Genomic DNA, 19495 nt, shown 5'->3' with positions numbered 1-19495 from the left:
TTTAAATCCTGGCGAGTATTTTCTTCTTCTTCTCTTGGAATTCTTTTTCAGTTAAAACTCCTGCTTTTCTTAGCTTGCCAAGTTTTTCGAGCATTTGCAAATCTTCTTCTGAATTGGCTGTTAATTTTTTTGCAGAAGTAACTCCTTCGTTAATTTTTTTAATTCCTCTTGATTTTATTTTCTCTTTTTCTTTTAATGCTTTTTTACTTAATTGCTCACTAGTTTTTTTTGCTTGAGATGCTGCCATTTCACTGAACTCTACAGCATCTTCTAGTGCTTCATCAGCTCTCTTAATTCCATCATCTATTGCTTTATCTGCTTTTTTTAGAAATCTCTCAATGTATCCTGTTTTCTTTTTTGCTGCCATACAAACTAGTTCTTAATTCTATTATTTAATCCCTAGTGGAATTGGTTTAATAGATAGAATTGTGTATTTAGAACAGTTTTGACTCAATCTCCTTATGATGTAAAGACGGTAGTCTTGAGAAAAAATATTGATAAATCTGAAGCAATGGATATTGTTGAACAAAAGAAGACTGATCCTTTCAAATCTTTACTTTCACGTCCAAAGAATGAAGACGTTCATGTTCATTCTTTGAATTTATACTATGAATGCATTCTAATGGTGTCTGGAAAGTATATTGCAGATTATTTTAGAAAAGCAAATCATACTATTTCTGTAGACTCTAATGTACATGAGGTCTCTCTTGGAGATGGTGTTTTTCCAATACGTTCAAAATCTGGCATTACTAAAGCATTTGTTGGCAGTCGTGGTAAAAATAAAATTGATTTAAAATTAGAAGAACATGTTTTTGTGGAAGAAGAAGATGTTCTGACCTTTGATCATCATGGTAGAGATGTAGAGTTTCCTTTCAAAATTGATTCAAAAACTGTTGAAAACTATCCTCAACAATTATTGGAAGAAAATATTCAGAATACTAAAAAATCTGAAATGACTTATGATGACGCAGTAGATAAACTTCAAACGCAATTAAAAAAACCTCTTGAATCTGATGTGAGAAATTTAAATGAAGAATTTGTTTTACTTGATATTTCTGAGATATTCACTCCTATATTTGAGGCTAGACTAATTGGACCAAAAAAGAAGGTTGCAATTATTAGAATTGATGCTGTAAGGAAAAAAATCCTCTGATCTGTTTTTTAATTGTTGTATATTTGTGGAAATAGTTCGTGCCTAAAAAATTCCCACATGTGGGATTTAATAAAATAAGATAATAATACAAAGTATGAATATATGTTAGAATAAAACATGTTCATAAATTTGAGGTTATTGTCCGTTGGTTAATTGTATACTAATTGATGATGATTCAGATATTGTAGATGTGCTTTCAGAATTATTACGTACTATGGATGTAGATATTCTTGCAACAGGTAATAATGGTAAAGATGCTGTAGAGTTGTATAAAAAATTCAAGCCTGATTTAGTTTTGACTGATTTACAGATGCCTAGGTATGATGGATACTATGCTGTTGAAAATATCAAGGATGTAGATTCAAAGGCTAAATTTATTATGATTACTGCAGATTTGGATGTTTGTAATTCAAATCTTCTTAATCTATTGAACATCCCAATACTTCACAAGCCATTTGATACAAATAAAATCAAACAAACTATTGATGATGTTTTTTCACAAGAAAATGAATTTCCTACTTCATTTCAAATCCAATACAAATTCAAAGACGATATTAATTTCTACACTTGCACTGTAAATTATCCGCAATATCGAAATTTTAAACAGTTACCTGTGATAGAAGAATGTGAGATTTCTAATCAGGAAAACACCAAATTATCCTATGAAAAAATGCAAAATGCGATAAATCTGGCAACCCAAAATAACATTACCCATATTCGTAAATTATCTGAGGTAGTTTCTAATGATTGAATGTGTGCCTATTGACTGGTCTAAAATTAATATGAAAGTATTAACTGATGAATACTATGACTGAGATTGATACATTTTTTGCAGCATCTCTTGAAAAGATGATTCGAGAGAATCTTGGGGAAACTACCTTTCATAGTATCCAGAATCGTCTATTTGAAAAATACGGTATTTCAATTACAAACTCGATAAAAGAATTCCACAAATTAGATTCTGTTTTAAGAGAATTTTTTGGTGCAGGGGCATCTGGTCTAGAAAAGAAATTCTTAGATGGTGTTTGTTGTATGAAGTCCAAACAAGACAAGGCTGAAAAGAGATTTACTATTTCTGATCCTGAAATTAGTCAATCTATTTTGAAAGCATTCAGTGATGATGAAATGTCAAAAATTCTAAATGCCTCAATAGGTGAACCATGGACCATAACTGAAATTTTAGAAAAATTAGAAATCCCGATAACTTCTGGATATCGAAAAATTAATTCTTTAATTGAGGGTGGATTATTGATTAAATCTGGATTTGATTTAACTTCTAATAATAGAGTGGTTGAAAAATACAAATCATTGTTTGATAATGTGAATATTGATTTTAACAATAAGGTTACAGTTCATGTACAATTTACTCCTGAAGTTATTTTGAATAGCACTGTACTCCAAACAGTTTATGGCGAATAATCTTTCTTTATTGCTCAATAATTCCTAGAATTTACATTGTTTTTTTATGTTAATGGATGACTCTGCTCTTATGGGTTCACAGTGCTACAGTTTTACTAATTTTCTGAATTGATCATTGGAATGTAACTTTGTAAAAACTGGTTCTTCTTTTGCCCAACTTCTAATAATTTTTGGATTTTTAGAGATTGATTGTTTTAGTAATTCTAATGCTTGAGGGTATTCTCCTAATGCTGCTTTACTTCTTGATTTTGCATAAATAATATTTACATTATCTTTATGTTTTGATAATATTTTATCAAAAATCTCAATTGCTTTTACATGCTTATCTAATTCTGCAAGTTCAATGCCTTTATGAAAAAATGCATCCATGTGACTTGGATTGTTCTTGTGTACTGAATTAAAACAATTCAATGCCTCTTCATGTTTTTTCATTTTACCTAGTATGATTCCTTTGTAAAACAATGCATTTGGTTTTCTTGGTTCTATTGAAATTGCTTTATCTAAAACTAGTAATGCCTCTTCTCTTTCTTGCAATTTGTCTAGCAGTACTCCTTTGTTAAAATAAGATGCTGCATTCTTTGGGTCAACCTCTATTGCTTTGTCATAACATTCAGCAGCAGCTTGTATGTTTCCATTTTCTGCCATTGCAATCCCTCTATTATTCCACGCTTGAGAATCTTTAGGATTAATTTCTAATAAAATATCAAAACATGTTATTGCATCACTGTATTTTTTTATCTGATTTAATGCTAGACCTTTGTTAAATAATGCTGAAATGTTTTTTGATTCTTGTTTTAGAATTTTGTTAAATAACGAGATTGCCCCTTTTGGTTGATTTTTCTCCATTAATGACATGGCATTATACATTAAATCTTCAGTATTGTCTTTGGATCCAAATAGTCCCATAATTTCTCAAAATTGATATTGCTAATGAAAGTTTGGCTTGTTCTGACAATCTGAATTCTTTATTCCTAAGTGCAACTGTTCTAATTTCTTGCTTAATTGGATAGGCTTAATTTGCAATTGACATTAGTTAGATTATTGTCAAACTCTGAAATTTCATATCTCTCTGAGAAGATTCATGTTCATAGATGGCCAATGGATGGTCCCGTTTGGAGTGATTCTGTCAAAAAGGAGCTAGATGACTCTATAAACAAAAATCCAAAGAAAAAAAACGTTACTATAAAAAAAGATGTTATTCAAATTGAGAATTTCAAATTTACTTCACTGAAAAAAATTGGAATTACTGTTCCTTTTTTCAAAAAAGAGTGTACTTTGATATTTGAGGCCCAGTTTGGTGCTCTTTTAGCACATATTCATGTAACTGTCAAATCTGAAAATTACGTTGATATCTTTACGGAACTTACATCTTGGAAAAATGAGAATTTTCCAGATGATTCCTAAAATTCTTCTGATGCTTTGATCATCTTTTTGATGTCTTCTTTTGTGTGAGCATCAGAAATTGCACCTAGCTTTCCAGGTAAAAAGAAGATTCCATCTTGTGCAATCATTTTGAAATGATATTTTGCAAGCATTTTACCATCACATTTTGCAGCATCTGCAGAATTTGTAATCTCCGTTATGCCGTCTTTTAGAAAATGAGTCATGAATAATGAGCCCTTGCCTGTTATTGCAACTTTGCCATCAAATGCTTTTCCTATCTCTTTTCTTGCAAATTCGCCCAATGAGTTTAATTTTGAATATGTTGATTTTTTTGATTTTAAGAGACTAAGTGTTGCATATCCTGAAGTCATGGATGCGGGATTTGCAGAAAATGTGCCCCCGCCAACATAGCTTCGTTCTGATTTTTTCTTTCCTCTGATGTCTGCTTGCTCCATGATTTCTTTTTTGCCACACATCACCCCGATTGCCATTCCTCCACCTACAATTTTTCCTAATGTCACAATATCTGGATTTAATTTCATTGTTGGATAAAGACATCCGTATCTGAATCTAAATCCTGTTACAATTTCATCTAAAATAAATAATGAATTATTTTTATGTACAAATTCTTGAATCCCTTTGAGATAATCTTGTGTAGCCGGAATACATCCTCCACCTCCTAACACTGGTTCTATTATTACTCCTGCTAAGTCTTTAGAATATTTTTTTAAAATCTTTAGTGAGCCTTCTAAATCGTTGTATGGGATTGAAACAATTTTTTCTTCATTAACTACTCCGCTACTTTCTGATTCTGTAAATGGCCAGTTTACACTTTTTAATAAATCAGAAGTATATCCATGCCATCCACCATCAATCTTTGCAATAATATTTTTCCCTGTAACAGAACGTGCTAGTCTAACTGCATACATTGTAGCTTCAGTACCTGATGTAACGTAGCGAATCTTCTCAGCAACTGGAACTGTTTTAGAAATCAATTCTGATAATTTTATTGTCTGCTCATTAACTGTTCCATACATCCAACTTTTTTCAATTTGTTTTTGTAGAGCATCTTTGACATTTTTTTGACCATGTCCAAATATCAAAGACCAGTGACCCATCCAGTAATCTGTATACTTGTTGTTATCAACATCCACAAGCTTTGTTCCTTTAGATGATTTTACAACAAATGGATATGGTTCATAAAATCTTATGTTATGAGAAACACCATTTACATGAAGTTTTGATGACTTTGCAAAAAGTTTTGCAGAATTTTTTGTATTTTTTTTATACTCTGTAATGTGACTCAAAAGCACTTTTCAAAATAAGATGTATCATTTTAAGTATCAAAATATCTTTGATTCTAAGGATGTTACACACAATCTGGGTCTTCAGAGGTGATCTTGAAAATAAAATGTGTAATTTTTACAATATTTTGCCTCGATCAGGCATAATTTCACGTATGGTTTATATGGATTCTGGCTTTGTTGGCTTCTGCATACGTAACGCAATAGGCGGCGCTCGTGATGAAGTATGGCAAGATGCCACTTTGTGATTCATGGGCCTCCAGTTACGCATACAAGAATGAGGATTTGATTGAAAGATCAATATCTGAAATGTGAAGATTATGTGCATCCGTCAATTCCAAATTAAAGTACAAAAGTACTTCAATAATCGAAAATACAAAATATAATTCAGAATCCGGTTGATCCTGCCGGACCTGACTGCTATCGGATTGATACTAAGCCATGCGAGTCATTGTAGCAATACAAGGCATACGGCTCAGTAACGCGTAGTCAACCTAACCTATGGACGAGAATAACCTCGGGAAACTGAGAATAATGCTCGATAGAACACTATATCTGGAATGGTTTGTGTTCCAAATGATTTATCGCCGTAGGATGGGACTGCGGCCTATCAGTTTGTTGGTGAGGTAATGGCCCACCAAGACTATTACAGGTACGGGCTCTGAGAGGAGTAGCCCGGAGATGGGTACTGAGACACGGACCCAGGCCCTATGGGGCGCAGCAGGCGAGAAAACTTTGCAATGTGCGAAAGCACGACAAGGTTAATCCGAGTGATTTGTGCTAAACGAATCTTTTGTTAGTCCTAGAAACACTAACGAATAAGGGGTGGGCAAGTTCTGGTGTCAGCCGCCGCGGTAAAACCAGCACCTCAAGTGGTCAGGATGATTATTGGGCCTAAAGCATCCGTAGCCGGCTCTGTAAGTTTTCGGTTAAATCTGTACGCTTAACGTACAGGCTGCCGGGAATACTGCAGAGCTAGGGAGTGGGAGAGGTAGACGGTACTCGGTAGGAAGGGGTAAAATCCTTTGATCTATTGATGACCACCTGTGGCGAAGGCGGTCTACCAGAACACGTCCGACGGTGAGGGATGAAAGCTGGGGGAGCAAACCGGATTAGATACCCGGGTAGTCCCAGCTGTAAACTATGCAAACTCAGTGATGCATTGACTTGTGGTCAATGCAGTGCTGCAGGGAAGCCGTTAAGTTTGCCGCCTGGGAAGTACGTACGCAAGTATGAAACTTAAAGGAATTGGCGGGGGAGCACCACAAGGGGTGAAGCCTGCGGTTCAATTGGAGTCAACGCCAGAAATCTTACCCGGAGAGACAGCAGAATGAAGGTCAAGCTGAAGACTTTACCAGACAAGCTGAGAGGTGGTGCATGGCCGTCGCCAGCTCGTGCCGTGAGATGTCCTGTTAAGTCAGGTAACGAGCGAGATCCCTGCCTCTAGTTGCCACCATTACTCTCAGGAGTAGTGGGGCGAATTAGCGGGACCGCCGCAGTTAATGCGGAGGAAGGAAGGGGCCACGGCAGGTCAGTATGCCCCGAAACTCTGGGGCCACACGCGGGCTGCAATGGTAACGACAATGGGTTTCAAATCCGAAAGGATGAGGTAATCCTCAAACGTTACCACAGTTATGACTGAGGGCTGCAACTCGCCCTCACGAATATGGAATCCCTAGTAAATGCGTGTCATTATCGCGCGTTGAATACGTCCCTGCTCCTTGCACACACCGCCCGTCGTTTCATTGAAGTGAGCTCTTAGCGAGGTGACGTCTGATTGGCGTTATCGAACTTGGGGTTCGTGACAAGGGAAAAGTCGTAACAAGGTGACCGTAGGGGAACCTGCGGTCGGATCACCTCCTTAGACATGGAAAGTGTACGGGTGTACATAATCTTCACATTGAAATCATCGATGCAATGCATCACGAAAGTGGTGTATGAAGGATGTAGTGGGCCACTTACCGGTGGCTTGCAATGATCGTCGTGCATAGTCGTGTAATATGTGGCTGAATATACCGGTGTAAAGACGGTAATAGGTGGATTGCTAGGCTTGAGGAGAGATGAAGGACGTGGCAAGCTGCGATAAGCTCGGGGTAGGCGCACGCATCCTATGATCCCGAGATGTCCGAATGAGAATCTTGTGCTTATGCACATTCCAGTACATTAGTATTGGAAGTCGAACCGTGGGAATTGAAGCATCTTAGTACCACGTGGAAAAGAAATCAATTGAGATTTCCCAAGTAGTGGCGAACGAAAAGGAAAGAGCCCAAACTGAATCCTTCGGGAGATGTGGTGTTTTGGTATGATAATATGGAATCTTGGAACACAGCTGAAATGATCTGAAAAGTTCTGGCAAAGAGGGTGATACCCCCTTAGGTGAAGTGGGAAGAGTCCTATTCATACCCGAGTAGTTGTCCTTGGTAGTGGGCAATGAATATGGGTGAAAGTAGCATCCGAGGCTAAATATTTCTCAAGACCGATAGTGGACTAGTACCGTGAGGGAAAGCTGAAAAGTACCCCGGAAGGGGGGCGAAAAGTGCATGAAACCTATTACTTACAGACGTGCGTGGCATGGAAGGTGATTTTTTCAGATTAGAGATTCTAGCAATAGAGTTGAAGATTTGATGTTCAAATCATCAGTGTCACGCGTTCCGTCTCGAAACACGGACCAAGGAGCTAACTGTCATGGCAAGCTTAAACCTGTAAAGGTGTAGGCGAAGGGAAACCGAGTTCTCGCAGATTCGCAAGAATTCAGGAGAAGCGTGTGAAAGTGCGTTGAGTCATGGCGGCTAGGCTAGAAGCCAGTCGATCTATTCCTGAGCTAGATGAAGGCGGGCGAAAGCCCGCTGGAGGTCTTAAGACGTTCTGACGTGCAAATCGTTGTTGTGACTTGGGAATAGGGGTCAAAAACCAATCTAGACTGGCGCTCGCTAGTTCCAACCGAAGCGTCTCGCAGGGCGTGGTTTGTGGAGATAGCATTTCCGGTAGAGCACTGATAGAAGGGCGCGGGGGAGAAATCCCTCACCCTCCATTCAAACTCCGAACGGATATGCATCGCAGAAGCAAGCACACGGGCTCGTGTGGCGTAAGGCTCACGGCCGAAAGGGGTTTAACCCAGACTGAAGTTAAGGTCCCCAAATTTTTGCTAAGTGTCAAGCTAAAGAGCGTGTTCTCGCCAAGACAGCAGGGAGGTAAGCTCAGAAGCAGCTATCCTTTAAAAAGTGTGTAACAACTTACCTGCCGAGGGGGGATGCCTCAAAAACGGACGGGGCTAAAGCAAAATACCGATACTTTGGATAATCATCAGTGGATGATTCGTGGTAGGTTGGCGTAGTGATTGGGTCGAAGCAGGGCGATGACGTCCTGTGGACCGATTTCTATTGCAGATCTTGGTGGTAGTAACAGCATAGTATAGTGAGAATCTATACCACCGTAAGCGCAAGGGTTTCCAGGCAATGCGTTATCAGCCTGGAGGTAGTCGATCCTAAGATGTACCTCAACAGAGTACACCGAATGGGAAACTAGTTAATATTCTAGTACCTTGTATCAAGCGTTTGAGCTATATGGTTTGCTTCCGGATAGGGTTTGTACAACCATCGTTGTATCTAACTATTCGAGGGTGGAGGAGTGTCGTAATGACGAGAACTCACCCGAGGTAGGAATGGCTTCGCGTTAGCGAAGTTTTCTCGAATCCAGGAGACCATGAAAGATTGTGTAGTTAGTAAGATACAAGTTCGTACCCAGAACCGACACAGGTGCGCTGGCTTAGAAAGCTAAGGTGCTACGGGTATACCGTATGGCGAGGGAATTCGGCAAATTAGTCCTGTAGCTTAGGTATAAGGGATGCCTGCGGTCTTCATGAGGAATGGGGACCGCAGGTTGCAATGACAAGGGGGTTTCGACTGTTTAATAAAAACACAGGCGACTGCTAGTCCGAAAGGATTTGTATAGTCGCTGAATCCTGGCCGGTGCCGGTACCTAAAACTTGGGTTCAACCGAGCTAAGGGCCGGTTAACGCCGGGAGTAACTCTGACTCTCTTAAGGTAGCCAAATGCCTTGTCGGGTAAGTTCCGACGCGCATGAATGGAACAACGAGAGCCCCACTGTCCCCGCCTACAACCCGGTGAAGCCACATAAGGTGGACGAACAGTCCATCAACTTCCATCGGGGAGAGAAGACCCCGTGGAGTTTTACTGCAGCTTGTGCTTGTGGTATAGTAAGAATTGCACAGGGTATCTGGGAGCTATGCCTAACATTCCCCGGGATGTTAGTGAAGCAACGATGTAACACCAGACTCTTTTTGCAGTACCACTTATCCAGTGAAGACCGGAGACACGTGCAGGTGGGCAGTTCGGCTGGGGCGGCACCCCTTTGAAAAGATATCAAAGGGGCCCAAAGTTGAGTTCAAACGGGGCAGAAATCCGTTGAAGAGGGCAAAGCCAAAAACTCGACTGAATGGATTTCCAAACGCACGGAATTCATAGACGAAAGTCTGGCTTAGCGATCCTTCGTGTGCCCACTATTGGGGCCCGGAGGTGACAGAAAAATTACCCCAGGGATAACAGGCTCGTCGCGGGCGAGAGCTCCTATCGACCCCGCGGTTTGGTACCTCGATGTCGGCTTTTCCTATCCTGGTCCTGCAGCAGGGGCCAAGGGTGAGGCTGCTCGCCTATTAAAAGGGAACATGAGCTGGGTTTAGACCGTCGTGAGACAGGTCGGTCTCTGCCTGATGGAAGCGCGAATAACTGAGGGGAAGTTGCTCCGAGTACGAGAGGAACAGAGCAGCGTGGCCACTGGTTTACCGGTTGTCTGATAAGGCAGGCCGGGCAGCTAAGCCGTTTAGGCTAAGTGCTGAAAGCATCTAAGCACGAATCCTATCCCGAGACAAGTTATTCTTTCGTAAGATGAAGGTCGGCAGCAAAATACTGCGTTGATAGGAAGGTGGTGTAGATCACAAGCTTCGGCGAGTGGTGAGCCAGCCTTTACTAATAGACCAACACATCGGTTCAGCCACTTACATAGAGACTATGCGCGATGATCAAATTTCATATCATCAAGTGGATAACACAATACACGACTTGTACGATGATTTCATTTCAAATCATACATAGCGTAAGCTATGCATTTTTTATTTGATAATTAACTTCTAGCGTAAGCTGTGAAGTTTTAATTATTTAAAATCAGAATAGTGAAAATCATGAAATGAAATATTTGAAATCTACCTAGTGGAAACTATACACGACTATTTACTCCGTTATTGAAAATAGCCTACCTCTATTGGGGATTGATTTGAAAATGACTATTCTTCAAATTCTATATCTTGTTGAAGTTCATCTGGTAATCCTAGCCACCATCGTTTGTTTTCTTCAGACATAATTTCTCAAAGATCTAATCTTGCTAATAGATCTGTTGGTAAAATCTTCACAGTTATTGTTTAACAAAAAATGACAAAATCTAGTCTTTTGTATATTTTAAATCTGAATTAGTCTCATATTCTTTTAATTTAATCACTATTGTGTCTCCTAATTTGTTGAATATTCTTTGTCGTTTTTCGTTTGTTAAAATCCATCCTAGAATAATGTCTATTGGTAGTAAAAATGATTTTCCGAAACTACTGATTAAAATTCCTTTGAGGTCTACCTTGTTCCCTGTAATTCTGACTACCTTCAAATTAAGAATTTTTTTGCCAATTGTTTGCCCTGTTTTGTATTCCAAAATTACCCAATACACAAAGAAGATACTGCTTGTGGGGATGTATTGCATGCTTTCTGCCCAAAATTCTAAACTTTCAAATTCATAATACATTGTTCCAAATAATGCAAAAATAACTGATGTTGAAATAACTGAAATTACAATAAAATCAATTAACCATGCAGCAAATCTATCGGTCCATTTAGCTAGAATTATTTTTGATGGGGCATTCTCTTGTGGATCAGACATGTAATTTCATTTTCTAAATCCCTAAAATGTGTTCATCTTTGGTTAGTACTTGACGTATCATGGATGATTTATCTCATTTGAGATAATTCACATTCATGAAAGCAAAATTTGGTACATCTTGCATCTCTTGTGGTGATAAAATTCAACCAGGAAAAGAGATAACAAAAAATCAAGATGATCAGTGGGTACACAAACACTGTGCTGACGATTCTGAAGGTTTACCTTAGGAATTAATAGTCTGTAGATGACATAAAATTTGAAAATATTTTTGACTTCTATTAATCTCCTTGATCTTTTCTTATGGACTTTTCGTAGGAACGAAAAAGATGTTGTGACTCTTTACAATGCTTTGTCTCCCGTTATGCAACTTGCCACTGGTGGAAATATGCTGAATTTTGGTTATTGGTCAGATGAACACACGGATCCAATATCTGCACAAAATAACTTGTGTATGGTTTTTGCAAATATGGCTGAATTATCTTCTGCAAAACAAATTGTTGATGTTGGTAGTGGTTTGTCTGCTCCTTCAAAACTCTGGAGGGATAGATACCCTGGAATCACATTGTATGATGTAAATATTAATTTTAAGCAATTGGCTTTTTCTGGTACTCAAAAAAATATTGAATTTCTTAATTCAACTTCTACTAAATTGCCTTTTGCTGATGAATCTATGGACCGTGTTCTGGCTTTAGAATCTGCACAGCATTTTAAACCACTGTCTGATTTTATTTCTGAATCTAAACGAATTTTAAAAAAATCTGGATTCCTTGTTATGGCAGTTCCAGTAACTTCAGAAAATTCGTCTCTTGGAAAATTGAATTTATTAAAATTCACTTGGTCATCTGAACATTATAGGATAGATTATCTTAAAAATTTGATTAATTCACACGGGTTTTTGATTGCTGAAGAAAAACTGATTGGTTCAAATGTATATGATCCTCTCGCTGATTATTATTTGAAAAATAGAGATGAATTAAAAAAATCTATTTTAAAAAATTATGCTCCATATGTTGAAAAAATCCTACACCAATCTTTACAAAAAATGAAAAAAGCTTCTGAAGACAAAATTATTGATTATGTATTACTGAAATGCCATTTGTAATTAGACTGTAAGGATATTTCGTGAAATCAAATTTTCTAGTGCTCGTAAATATTCTGATTCTGAAATTTTTTCATTTAATAGCCAATTAGTTGTACTTTTCCACCATTTTGGAATCTTGACTTGATGTAATTCCATATTGTATTTTGAATCAAAGAAATTAGTATCGGTAATTTTAGTGAACTCTCCAACTGTTAATACTTTTGTTTCGTGAAATTCTTGTGAAAAAACTAATCCTGATTTTTTATCAACAATTTTTACATTCTGTCCTGTAGGATCACTGACTAACCATGCAGATCTGGTATGATCATCTAACACATATGTTGTCTCGGCAGTAACTTTCATATTTTCTGATATGGTATCCCCCAAACTAATTGGTAGAGGTAGAAGGTATTCGTAATATTTACAACATTCACTTACTTTGATTGCTCCGTTACTGTCTAGGATGATTTCTTCTTTATTTATTCCATTTTTAGATATCTGTTCAGTTTCGATTGTTATTTCATTGTCTTTGACTATGATATTTTTATTGGCACCTGAAAAATTATCACTTACAATTGATTTCACAGTATGTTTGATTGATATGTTGTTTCCATATTTGTCAAAAAATGAATATTTTATAAAATCTCCTTCATTGAAACATATTTTATTTTCTATACATGATCTTTCTTCATGTTTTAATGTAATTATTCCTGTATCTAACATAGTTCGAATCCCATATGCAAATCCTATATCTTGAATTTCGTTATTGACCCATAACTGAGCTTCTCTTTTGATCCAATCTGGAATGATGTCTGAGTATCTTACATGTCTTTCTTTAATATAATTTGAATTTCCTAACATTTTTTCAATCTCTGATATTAATACTAAATCCCTAAACTGATGTGAACTATTCCACGCAATATGATTATACAAAATAACACAAGCTCTGAGGTTTGGAAGATTTGGGTGCTGATTAACAAGTGTATTGACTCCTAAAATCTCATATTCTTCAAAGAAGAATTCACAGAATTTTAAAATATCTTCTGATGTTTTTACTTCAAAATTTGGTTCATGTCCAAAAGCATTTTGAGTGTTAAAACTTGCAAATATTATAATTGTCATTATTCCAAAAACTATGTTTTTCAATTATGTTTTGTTTGAATTTTTTACTTATTAATTTCATGTAAAAATCTCTCATACATGGTGACCAATATGGAATAATATCTGTAAGATGAATTCCGTTTAACTATGGATATAATTGACTAGGTTTTTATTTTTGATATTTTATCTGATAATATGTCTGATACTTTGTATGCTCAAAAATGTGCCAAATTATTAGAAGAATCTGAAATTCGTTTTGCTGGAATTGTTGATAAAGGCGGTAAATTGATCTCTGGTGGTTTTAAAGAAGGCCTAGTTCCATATGAGGGCGATGAGACCAAATTACAGTCTTTTTTTGATTTTGTTTCAAAAGCATCTATACGAAAAGAGTTTGATGAAAGCCTAGGTCCAATCAATTACCTTGCTGCAAGACGTGATAAAGCAGTTTTAGTAAGTTTTCCATTCCCTATCACACAAATCTTACTGTTGATTTCAGCAGAACCTACTGTCAATATTGAAACCTTGGCAAAAAAAGTTGTAGAGATCTTCACTGATGTTAATTAAACATAATTGAATTATCTGACGAATTCTTTAATTATACGTATTGAAGATGAGCGTTAGTTCATGAATTCTGGTTTTCTTTTATTATTGTTGATATTTCCAATTTTTCTTACTCCATCATTTGCAACTGTGAATGACTTTACTACTGACAAAACACTGTATCGTACTGATGATGCCATTGTAATTTCTGGCAATGTGGATTATGATCCTGAATTACTATCTATAATCATTCAAATTATTACCCCTAGTGGTACTGGTTTAGCTCATGTTGATAGCGCTATTCCAAATACTGATGGTTCATTTGCAAAAACGATTAATGCAGGAGGTCCGACTTGGTCTGAAAACGGTCAGTACATAATCAAAATCTCCTATGCTGGAAATCTTGAAAAGTTTGTGGAATATGAAAAATCCTCTGAATATGTCCCTCCAACTACGCCAAACACTACGCCGATAAACACTACGCCAAACACTACGCCGATAAACACTACGCCAAACACTACTCCAATCACTACACCAAACATTGATGATGATGTTTCTTTTATTGAGAATCCAAAAATGAGAATTTTAGGTTTTCCTGCTTTTGATAAATCCCCACAATACTATATTGACAGATACAATGCTGAATCAACATACCGTTCTTGGTTTGATTCACAATTCCCTCTTTACGATATAGATGAAGTTGTAGGTTATTCCCCTACTCACATTGAAAATTTTCCTGCTTTTGATAAATCACCGCAATACTATATTGACAGATACAATGCTGAATCAACATACCGTTCTTGGTTTGATTCGCAATTCCCTGAGAGGACCCTTCATGATGTTTTAGGATTTTATACATACATTCCTGATTGGATTAAATTTTATGCTCAAAATTGGGCTGTTGGCGAGATTTCTGATATTGAATTTATGTCTGGATTAAATTTTATGATACAAAATAAAATCATTGTAATTCCAAATCTTGACAGCAATTCCCTTTCAACTGATGATGTTCCTTCCTGGTTTAGAAATACTGCTCATTGGTGGTCTACTGATTTAATTTCTCAGCAAGAATTTATCAACTCTATAAAATATCTCATTCAAGAAGATATAATATCTATTGAATAATTTAGAATCATTTTAATTCTGTACCTGTTTACTTTTGTCATGAAAGCAACTTTTGGTGCAGGATGTTTTTGGCATGTTGAAGACTTACTCAATAAAACCAAAGGGGTGAAATCAACTGCAGTAGGATACATTGGAGGACAACTCCCAAATCCAACATATGAAGAAGTTTGTACTGACAAAACAGGACATGCAGAAGCTGTTGAAGTTGATTATGATCCTAATGAAATCTCATTTGAAGAACTACTTGATATTTTTTGGTCAAATCATAACCCTACAACACTGAATCGTCAAGGTCCTGATGTGGGGATTCAATATCGTTCAGCAATTTTTTATCATGATGAAAAACAAAAAGAAATTGCAGAAAATTCTAAAGAATTACTTCAAAAATCGGGAAAATTTGATGATCCTGTTGTCACTGAAATAGTCCCTGCTCCAACATTTTACAAAGCTGAAGAATATCATCAAAAATATTTCAAAAAACACGGACTTTCTTAGATTATTTTACTATTACAACTGGAATCTTTGATGTGTGGATTACATAATTTGAAACACTGCCAAAGAACATTGCTTTAGTAGAACTTCGCCCTCGTGAACCCATAACAATCATATCAAAATTACCTTTTCCTTGTGCAAGTTTGATGATGTTATATCCTATTTCCCCTCTTGCAATTTTTACATTAAATACAATGCCGTTTTTTGCAGCAAGAGTTTTTGCCTCTTCCATGAATTTTTTAACTTCTACATTTAGAGATTTTTCTACTGAACCCACCCCTCTAAATTCCGAGTGTGGTGGGGCGTAAATTGAATATATTCCTGTAAGGGTTGCTCCACAATTTCTAGCTAATGTAATTGCCATCTCTAATCCTCTAATAGAATTTTCAGACCCATCTAGTGGAACTAGAATTTTTGAAATTTTCTTTTTTATCACATTTTTTAACTGTCGTTGACCCTAAAAAACATACATTCTATTTTCATTTAATGCATAATTTTCTTTGTGTAGTGTCTGTTTGATCGCAGATTTAACTAAAACTTATCTACTGATGATAATTGTAGCTAAAATAGTGGAAGAAAAATTCCTTAAAGTAGACGGATACAAAATTCGATATTTGGAATCAGGAAATTCTAAAAATACTCTTGTTCTACTTCATGGGTTGGGGGCATCATCTGAAAGATGGCTGAAAGTACTTCCTTATTTTTCAAAAAACTATACTGTGATTGTTCCTGATTTGATAGGGTTTGGATTAAGTGATAAACCTCAAATTGATTATACTCCTGAATTCTTTTCAGAATTTTTAGAAAAATTTTTTGCACAAATTGGGATTGTACATCCAAATTTGATTGGTTCTTCATTGGGCGGTCAAATAGCAGCAAATTATACCTCGATACACCCTAATGAAATTGAAAAACTTATTCTCGTTTCTCCTGCAGGAGCTATGCAACACTCTACTCCTGCACTTGATGCATATGTTATGGCCGCACTATATCCTAGTGAAGTTACTGCTAAAAATGCATTTGAACTAATGGAAGCTTCTGGGGAAGAAGCTTCTCAAGAACTCATTACTGGTTTTGTTGAGCGAATGCAATTACCTAATGCAAAATTAGCATTCATGTCTACTATTTTGGGATTGAAAAATTCTACACCTATCACTACAAAACTTGATTCTATTCGAACTCCTACTCTGATAATTTGGGGTTCTCTTGATCCTGTCATTCCTATTGATTATGCTGATAGTTTTGTTTCATCCATTCAGGATTGTAGATTTTTTAGAATGGATAACTGTGGTCATACTCCTTACGTTCAAGATCCTGAAACATTTGCTACCAAAGTCTTGGAATTTTTAAATGGTGCTTAGATCCATTTAAATACTAATGATTCCAACTATTACCTATGAGTGGTAATCAAAACCTATACGATCCTTCTGAGATGTTTAAATCTTGGATTCAAAAAAGCGGACGTGCTCAAGCAGAATTTATGAAAAACTTTGGCTCTTTGATGACAAATCAAACTAGTCAAACATTCAATCCTTTAGAAACCCTCAAAGGAGTTTCTGATACTGCACGACAAACTCAATCTAATGTGATGGATAACATGTCTAACATGCAAAGTAAAAGTATGGATACCATGTTTTCTATCGGCCAAATGCTTCCTTCCTTTATGAATTGGGGTGCTTACAAAACTACTATCAGTAGTAATGGAAGAATCTCTATTCCTGAAGCTGAACGTAATGCACTTGGTTTAGGAGATGGTGATTTAGTACAAGTCATAATCTTACCAATAGCAAAAAAATCAAAAAATAAGGAGGTGAAACAATGAGTAAAAACGAAACAACACAAACAAAATCTAAAGATGTATTTTCTACATATCAAGAAAATGTTGACAAACTCTTCAACGGTATAAAACAATCAGTACCGCAATACCATCAATCAATTACAAATGTACAACAGGAATACCTACAAGCATATGAAAACATAGTTGATTCAACTATCACACTACAAAAAGAATATGCACAAAAAGCAGGTATTGCAGCAAACATTCCTGAAGCAACATTAAAAGTAATTAATGATACTACTGAAGAACTTGTCAAGGCAGCTTCTATACAAAACCAAGTGACACTTGCAACTATCGATGCAACACAACAAAATATCAAAACATTCAACGATAATGCAAAATCCTTCGCTGACCTAAATAGAAATATTCTACAATCTTGGATTTCTATCTTTACGACAAAAACAAACTAGTGGAAAACTAATTTTTTAACTTTTTCCTTTTTTATGATCTTTCAGCTAACCATGTACCTAATTCTGGTAACACTTTTTTCTGAGATAATGAACTAGCAATCATTCCAACATGGCCTGTGGGATACATTCTCAAAGTTTTATCTTCACTTCCTATGGCGTAATGTAGCGGCATACTGCATTCTGGGGATACTAGATGGTCTCCAACTGCAATCTGGGTAAATGTGGGCATGTCTATTTTTTTCAAATCTATGCGCTCCCCACCCACATACATCTTATTTTGAATAAGTAAATTCTTCTGATAGATGTCTTTTATCCATTGTTTGAATAATTCTCCTGGGATTGGCGGTGTGTCTCCTAACCATTTTTCTACCCTGAGGAAGTTATCCACGAATTTCTTGTTGTCGATATTTTTAAAAAATTTCACGTATTTCTCAATTCCCTGCTCAAATGGTTTTAAAACTGAAAAGCAATAATACATGAATTCTGGGGGCATGTTGCCAATGGTATCTACCATTTTATCTACATCCATGTGTTTGGCAAGATTGCTGATTACTGTGGTATCTCGCCATCCGTCAATTACGGGAGCTGTTGCAACATAGTTCTTTACACTTTCTGGATGCAATGCTGCATATGCTGTAGCAATTGTACCTCCCGTACAATATCCTTGAAGTGAAATTTTTTCTGTGGATGATTCATTTTTGATATGTTCTACTGCTGAATCTAAATAATTATTTACGTAATCATCAAAATCTAGATACTTGTCCATGCTGGTTGGTGTTCCCCAATCTAACATGTATACATCAAATCCTTGTAGGAGTAGATTTCTTACCCAACTTTTCTCTGGTTGAATATCTAATATGTGATATCTATTGATTAATGCATAAGAGATCAGTAATGGTGTTTTATGTTGTTTTTCAGTAAGTGGTCTATAACGTAATAGTCTGGTCTTATCTAATTCATGAACTGTATCATGAGGTGTCACTTCTAAACTAATTTCATCAGGAGCTGATACTAGTTTTGGAGCATCCATAACATTTTTACTAAATTTTAAAACCTCTTCAATGATTTTTGGATCTATTCTTGATTCACTATTCATTTTTTAGTCATCTCTTTTTTCTTTAATTCTAATTCTAGTTTTCCAACTCTTTTTTTCAGAGAATGAATTTCTTTGTATACTTCATCAATCTCTTCTTTATTTGGAAGATTTACCGATTGTAATACAACGTTTGTTATGTTATTCCAATGTTTAGTCAACTCAAGTTCTTTTGAAACTAGTTTTCCGTAATTCTCTCCAAATTTTTTAGAATCAAACAATTCTGTGAAATCATTATCAAAAATATCTATCCAGATACGTTTGAAAGCTTCAATTTGTTCTACATCTTGAGGTACTTCAGGTGCCTTGAGATTGACTTTCTTTTGAGCAACTTCCCAAGCCCCTGCTAATTGTTTGTAATATTCTGTGAGGTATTGATTGAATCCCATTAAATCTTCATTAATTTCAATTAATTCTGTAGTTACTTTTTTTGAATTTGCTGCAAATGCTCTCATAGGTCCAGTAGATGTTAATGCCTGTGGTTTACTAGACATCAAATGCATAATGTCCGTCCAAAATAATGACAAATGCTTGTAGTACTCAGTAATTTCTTTTGAGGAATCTTGCTGCACAGATATCTCTTGTTACAGATCGCAATAAATAGTTCGATTACTAAA

20 protein-coding genes and 2 rRNA genes are annotated in these 19495 nt (G+C 36.2%); 14 read left to right on the top strand and 8 right to left on the bottom strand.

Annotated elements, in window-relative coordinates; translation table 11 throughout:
• Position 1 precedes the first annotated feature (1 nt).
• Positions 2–367 (bottom strand): SHOCT domain-containing protein, encoded by a 366-nt coding sequence (locus tag ACW9W4_RS09705; protein WP_457762252.1) that lies wholly within the window; start codon positions 365–367, stop codon positions 2–4.
• A gap of 78 nt (positions 368–445) precedes the next feature.
• Between ACW9W4_RS09705 and ACW9W4_RS09700 the strand changes: the two genes are divergently transcribed.
• From ACW9W4_RS09700 to ACW9W4_RS09690, 3 genes are all read left to right on the top strand, one after another.
• Positions 446–1153 carry a hypothetical protein gene (locus tag ACW9W4_RS09700; RefSeq protein ID WP_457762251.1) on the top strand — a complete coding sequence of 236 codons (708 nt, stop codon included), beginning with the start codon at positions 446–448 and terminating at the stop codon, positions 1151–1153.
• 145 nt (positions 1154–1298) lie between these two features.
• The gene (locus tag ACW9W4_RS09695; RefSeq protein ID WP_457762250.1) at positions 1299–1904 is read left to right on the top strand and encodes a response regulator; all 606 of its coding nucleotides are present in this window, start codon (positions 1299–1301) and stop codon (positions 1902–1904) included.
• 56 nt (positions 1905–1960) lie between these two features.
• The gene (locus ACW9W4_RS09690; RefSeq protein ID WP_457762249.1) at positions 1961–2572 is read left to right on the top strand and encodes a transcriptional regulator; all 612 of its coding nucleotides are present in this window, start codon (positions 1961–1963) and stop codon (positions 2570–2572) included.
• 84 nt (positions 2573–2656) lie between these two features.
• Here the strand turns inward: ACW9W4_RS09690 and ACW9W4_RS09685 are convergent, their stop codons facing one another.
• Positions 2657–3478 carry a tetratricopeptide repeat protein gene (locus ACW9W4_RS09685; RefSeq protein WP_457762248.1) on the bottom strand — a complete coding sequence of 274 codons (822 nt, stop codon included), beginning with the start codon at positions 3476–3478 and terminating at the stop codon, positions 2657–2659.
• A gap of 135 nt (positions 3479–3613) precedes the next feature.
• On the opposite strand from ACW9W4_RS09685, the gene ACW9W4_RS09680 reads away from it, so the two are divergent.
• Entirely contained in the window at positions 3614–3976 is a 363-nt protein-coding gene (locus ACW9W4_RS09680) for a hypothetical protein (RefSeq protein WP_457762247.1), read from the top strand.
• Here the strand turns inward: ACW9W4_RS09680 and ACW9W4_RS09675 are convergent.
• Positions 3973–5262, bottom strand: coding sequence for an aspartate aminotransferase family protein (locus tag ACW9W4_RS09675; protein WP_457762246.1), 1290 nt, complete (start codon positions 5260–5262; stop codon positions 3973–3975). The two genes, ACW9W4_RS09680 and ACW9W4_RS09675, sit on opposite strands and share 4 nt — an antisense overlap.
• A gap of 388 nt (positions 5263–5650) precedes the next feature.
• Here ACW9W4_RS09675 and ACW9W4_RS09670 point away from each other — a divergent pair.
• A 16S ribosomal RNA gene (locus tag ACW9W4_RS09670) occupies positions 5651–7121 on the top strand.
• A gap of 149 nt (positions 7122–7270) precedes the next feature.
• Positions 7271–10268, top strand: a 23S ribosomal RNA gene (locus ACW9W4_RS09665).
• Together the 16S and 23S rRNA genes form the textbook arrangement of a ribosomal RNA operon.
• Positions 10269–10713: 445 nt before the next feature.
• On the opposite strand, the gene ACW9W4_RS09660 is transcribed toward ACW9W4_RS09665, so the two are convergent.
• Complete coding sequence (locus ACW9W4_RS09660; protein WP_457762245.1) at positions 10714–11199, bottom strand: RDD family protein; 486 nt, start codon at positions 11197–11199, stop codon at positions 10714–10716.
• 95 nt (positions 11200–11294) lie between these two features.
• Here ACW9W4_RS09660 and ACW9W4_RS09655 point away from each other — a divergent pair, with 95 nt between their 5' ends.
• Together ACW9W4_RS09655 and ACW9W4_RS09650 are read left to right on the top strand one after the other, a co-directional pair.
• Positions 11295–11426: a hypothetical protein gene (locus ACW9W4_RS09655; RefSeq protein WP_457762244.1), complete on the top strand. Its 132-nt coding sequence runs from the start codon at positions 11295–11297 to the stop codon at positions 11424–11426.
• A gap of 41 nt (positions 11427–11467) precedes the next feature.
• Entirely contained in the window at positions 11468–12301 is an 834-nt protein-coding gene (locus ACW9W4_RS09650; protein WP_457762243.1) for a class I SAM-dependent methyltransferase, read from the top strand.
• Here ACW9W4_RS09650 and ACW9W4_RS09645 read toward each other — a convergent pair whose 3' ends face one another.
• Positions 12302–13402: a hypothetical protein gene (locus tag ACW9W4_RS09645; RefSeq protein ID WP_457762242.1), complete on the bottom strand. Its 1101-nt coding sequence runs from the start codon at positions 13400–13402 to the stop codon at positions 12302–12304.
• A gap of 174 nt (positions 13403–13576) precedes the next feature.
• Here ACW9W4_RS09645 and ACW9W4_RS09640 point away from each other — a divergent pair, with 174 nt between their 5' ends.
• From ACW9W4_RS09640 to msrA, 3 genes are read left to right on the top strand one after another with little or no spacing between them, the layout of a single operon-like run.
• The gene (locus tag ACW9W4_RS09640; protein WP_457762241.1) at positions 13577–13945 is read left to right on the top strand and encodes a DUF6659 family protein; all 369 of its coding nucleotides are present in this window, start codon (positions 13577–13579) and stop codon (positions 13943–13945) included.
• A 60-nt stretch (positions 13946–14005) separates the two neighbouring features.
• Entirely contained in the window at positions 14006–15046 is a 1041-nt protein-coding gene (locus tag ACW9W4_RS09635) for a hypothetical protein (RefSeq protein ID WP_457762240.1), read from the top strand.
• A gap of 39 nt (positions 15047–15085) precedes the next feature.
• Complete coding sequence (msrA, locus tag ACW9W4_RS09630; RefSeq protein ID WP_457762239.1) at positions 15086–15541, top strand: peptide-methionine (S)-S-oxide reductase MsrA; 456 nt, start codon at positions 15086–15088, stop codon at positions 15539–15541.
• Position 15542: 1 nt separating this feature from the next.
• Here the strand turns inward: msrA and ACW9W4_RS09625 are convergent, their stop codons facing one another.
• Positions 15543–15974, bottom strand: a complete 432-nt coding sequence (locus tag ACW9W4_RS09625) for a universal stress protein (protein ID WP_457762238.1) — start codon at positions 15972–15974, stop codon at positions 15543–15545.
• Positions 15975–16086: 112 nt separating this feature from the next.
• Between ACW9W4_RS09625 and ACW9W4_RS09620 the strand changes: the two genes are divergently transcribed.
• The 3 genes from ACW9W4_RS09620 to ACW9W4_RS09610 are packed head-to-tail and all read left to right on the top strand — an operon-like array spanning position 16087 to position 17785.
• Entirely contained in the window at positions 16087–16899 is an 813-nt protein-coding gene (locus tag ACW9W4_RS09620) for an alpha/beta fold hydrolase (RefSeq protein WP_457762319.1), read from the top strand.
• Positions 16900–16934: 35 nt separating this feature from the next.
• Entirely contained in the window at positions 16935–17360 is a 426-nt protein-coding gene (locus ACW9W4_RS09615) for an AbrB/MazE/SpoVT family DNA-binding domain-containing protein (RefSeq protein ID WP_457762237.1), read from the top strand.
• Positions 17357–17785: a hypothetical protein gene (locus tag ACW9W4_RS09610; RefSeq protein ID WP_457762236.1), complete on the top strand. Its 429-nt coding sequence runs from the start codon at positions 17357–17359 to the stop codon at positions 17783–17785. The genes ACW9W4_RS09615 and ACW9W4_RS09610 overlap by 4 nt, the downstream gene beginning before the upstream one ends.
• Positions 17786–17816: 31 nt before the next feature.
• On the opposite strand, the gene phaC is transcribed toward ACW9W4_RS09610, so the two are convergent.
• Together phaC and ACW9W4_RS09600 are read right to left on the bottom strand one after the other, a co-directional pair.
• A complete protein-coding gene (gene phaC, locus ACW9W4_RS09605; RefSeq protein WP_457762235.1) occupies positions 17817–18881 on the bottom strand; it encodes a class III poly(R)-hydroxyalkanoic acid synthase subunit PhaC in 1065 nt (354 codons plus the stop codon).
• Positions 18878–19450, bottom strand: a complete 573-nt coding sequence (locus tag ACW9W4_RS09600) for a poly(R)-hydroxyalkanoic acid synthase subunit PhaE (RefSeq protein ID WP_457762234.1) — start codon at positions 19448–19450, stop codon at positions 18878–18880. Before ACW9W4_RS09600 ends, phaC begins: the two co-directional genes overlap by 4 nt.
• Between the last annotated feature and the right edge of the window lie 45 nt (positions 19451–19495).

Source organism: Candidatus Nitrosopumilus sp. bin_7KS (assembly GCF_054095835.1).
Note: the sequence above shows the minus strand (reverse complement) of the source record. Positions and strands in the feature narration are given on the sequence as shown.

What these genes read in the sequence shown, in the direction of transcription:
- ACW9W4_RS09705 (WP_457762252.1), bottom strand. Translation starts at nt 367, where the DNA reads ATGGCAGCAAAAAAGAAAACAGGATACATTGAGAGATTTCTAAAAAAA.
- ACW9W4_RS09690 (WP_457762249.1), top strand. Translation starts at nt 1,961, where the DNA reads ATGACTGAGATTGATACATTTTTTGCAGCATCTCTTGAAAAGATGATT.
- ACW9W4_RS09685 (WP_457762248.1), bottom strand. Translation starts at nt 3,478, where the DNA reads ATGGGACTATTTGGATCCAAAGACAATACTGAAGATTTAATGTATAAT.
- ACW9W4_RS09660 (WP_457762245.1), bottom strand. Translation starts at nt 11,199, where the DNA reads ATGTCTGATCCACAAGAGAATGCCCCATCAAAAATAATTCTAGCTAAA.
- ACW9W4_RS09655 (WP_457762244.1), top strand. Translation starts at nt 11,295, where the DNA reads ATGAAAGCAAAATTTGGTACATCTTGCATCTCTTGTGGTGATAAAATT.
- ACW9W4_RS09645 (WP_457762242.1), bottom strand. Translation starts at nt 13,402, where the DNA reads ATGACAATTATAATATTTGCAAGTTTTAACACTCAAAATGCTTTTGGA.
- ACW9W4_RS09640 (WP_457762241.1), top strand. Translation starts at nt 13,577, where the DNA reads ATGTCTGATACTTTGTATGCTCAAAAATGTGCCAAATTATTAGAAGAA.
- ACW9W4_RS09635 (WP_457762240.1), top strand. Translation starts at nt 14,006, where the DNA reads ATGAATTCTGGTTTTCTTTTATTATTGTTGATATTTCCAATTTTTCTT.
- msrA (WP_457762239.1), top strand. Translation starts at nt 15,086, where the DNA reads ATGAAAGCAACTTTTGGTGCAGGATGTTTTTGGCATGTTGAAGACTTA.
- ACW9W4_RS09620 (WP_457762319.1), top strand. Translation starts at nt 16,087, where the DNA reads ATGATAATTGTAGCTAAAATAGTGGAAGAAAAATTCCTTAAAGTAGAC.
- ACW9W4_RS09615 (WP_457762237.1), top strand. Translation starts at nt 16,935, where the DNA reads ATGAGTGGTAATCAAAACCTATACGATCCTTCTGAGATGTTTAAATCT.
- ACW9W4_RS09610 (WP_457762236.1), top strand. Translation starts at nt 17,357, where the DNA reads ATGAGTAAAAACGAAACAACACAAACAAAATCTAAAGATGTATTTTCT.
- phaC (WP_457762235.1), bottom strand. Translation starts at nt 18,881, where the DNA reads ATGAATAGTGAATCAAGAATAGATCCAAAAATCATTGAAGAGGTTTTA.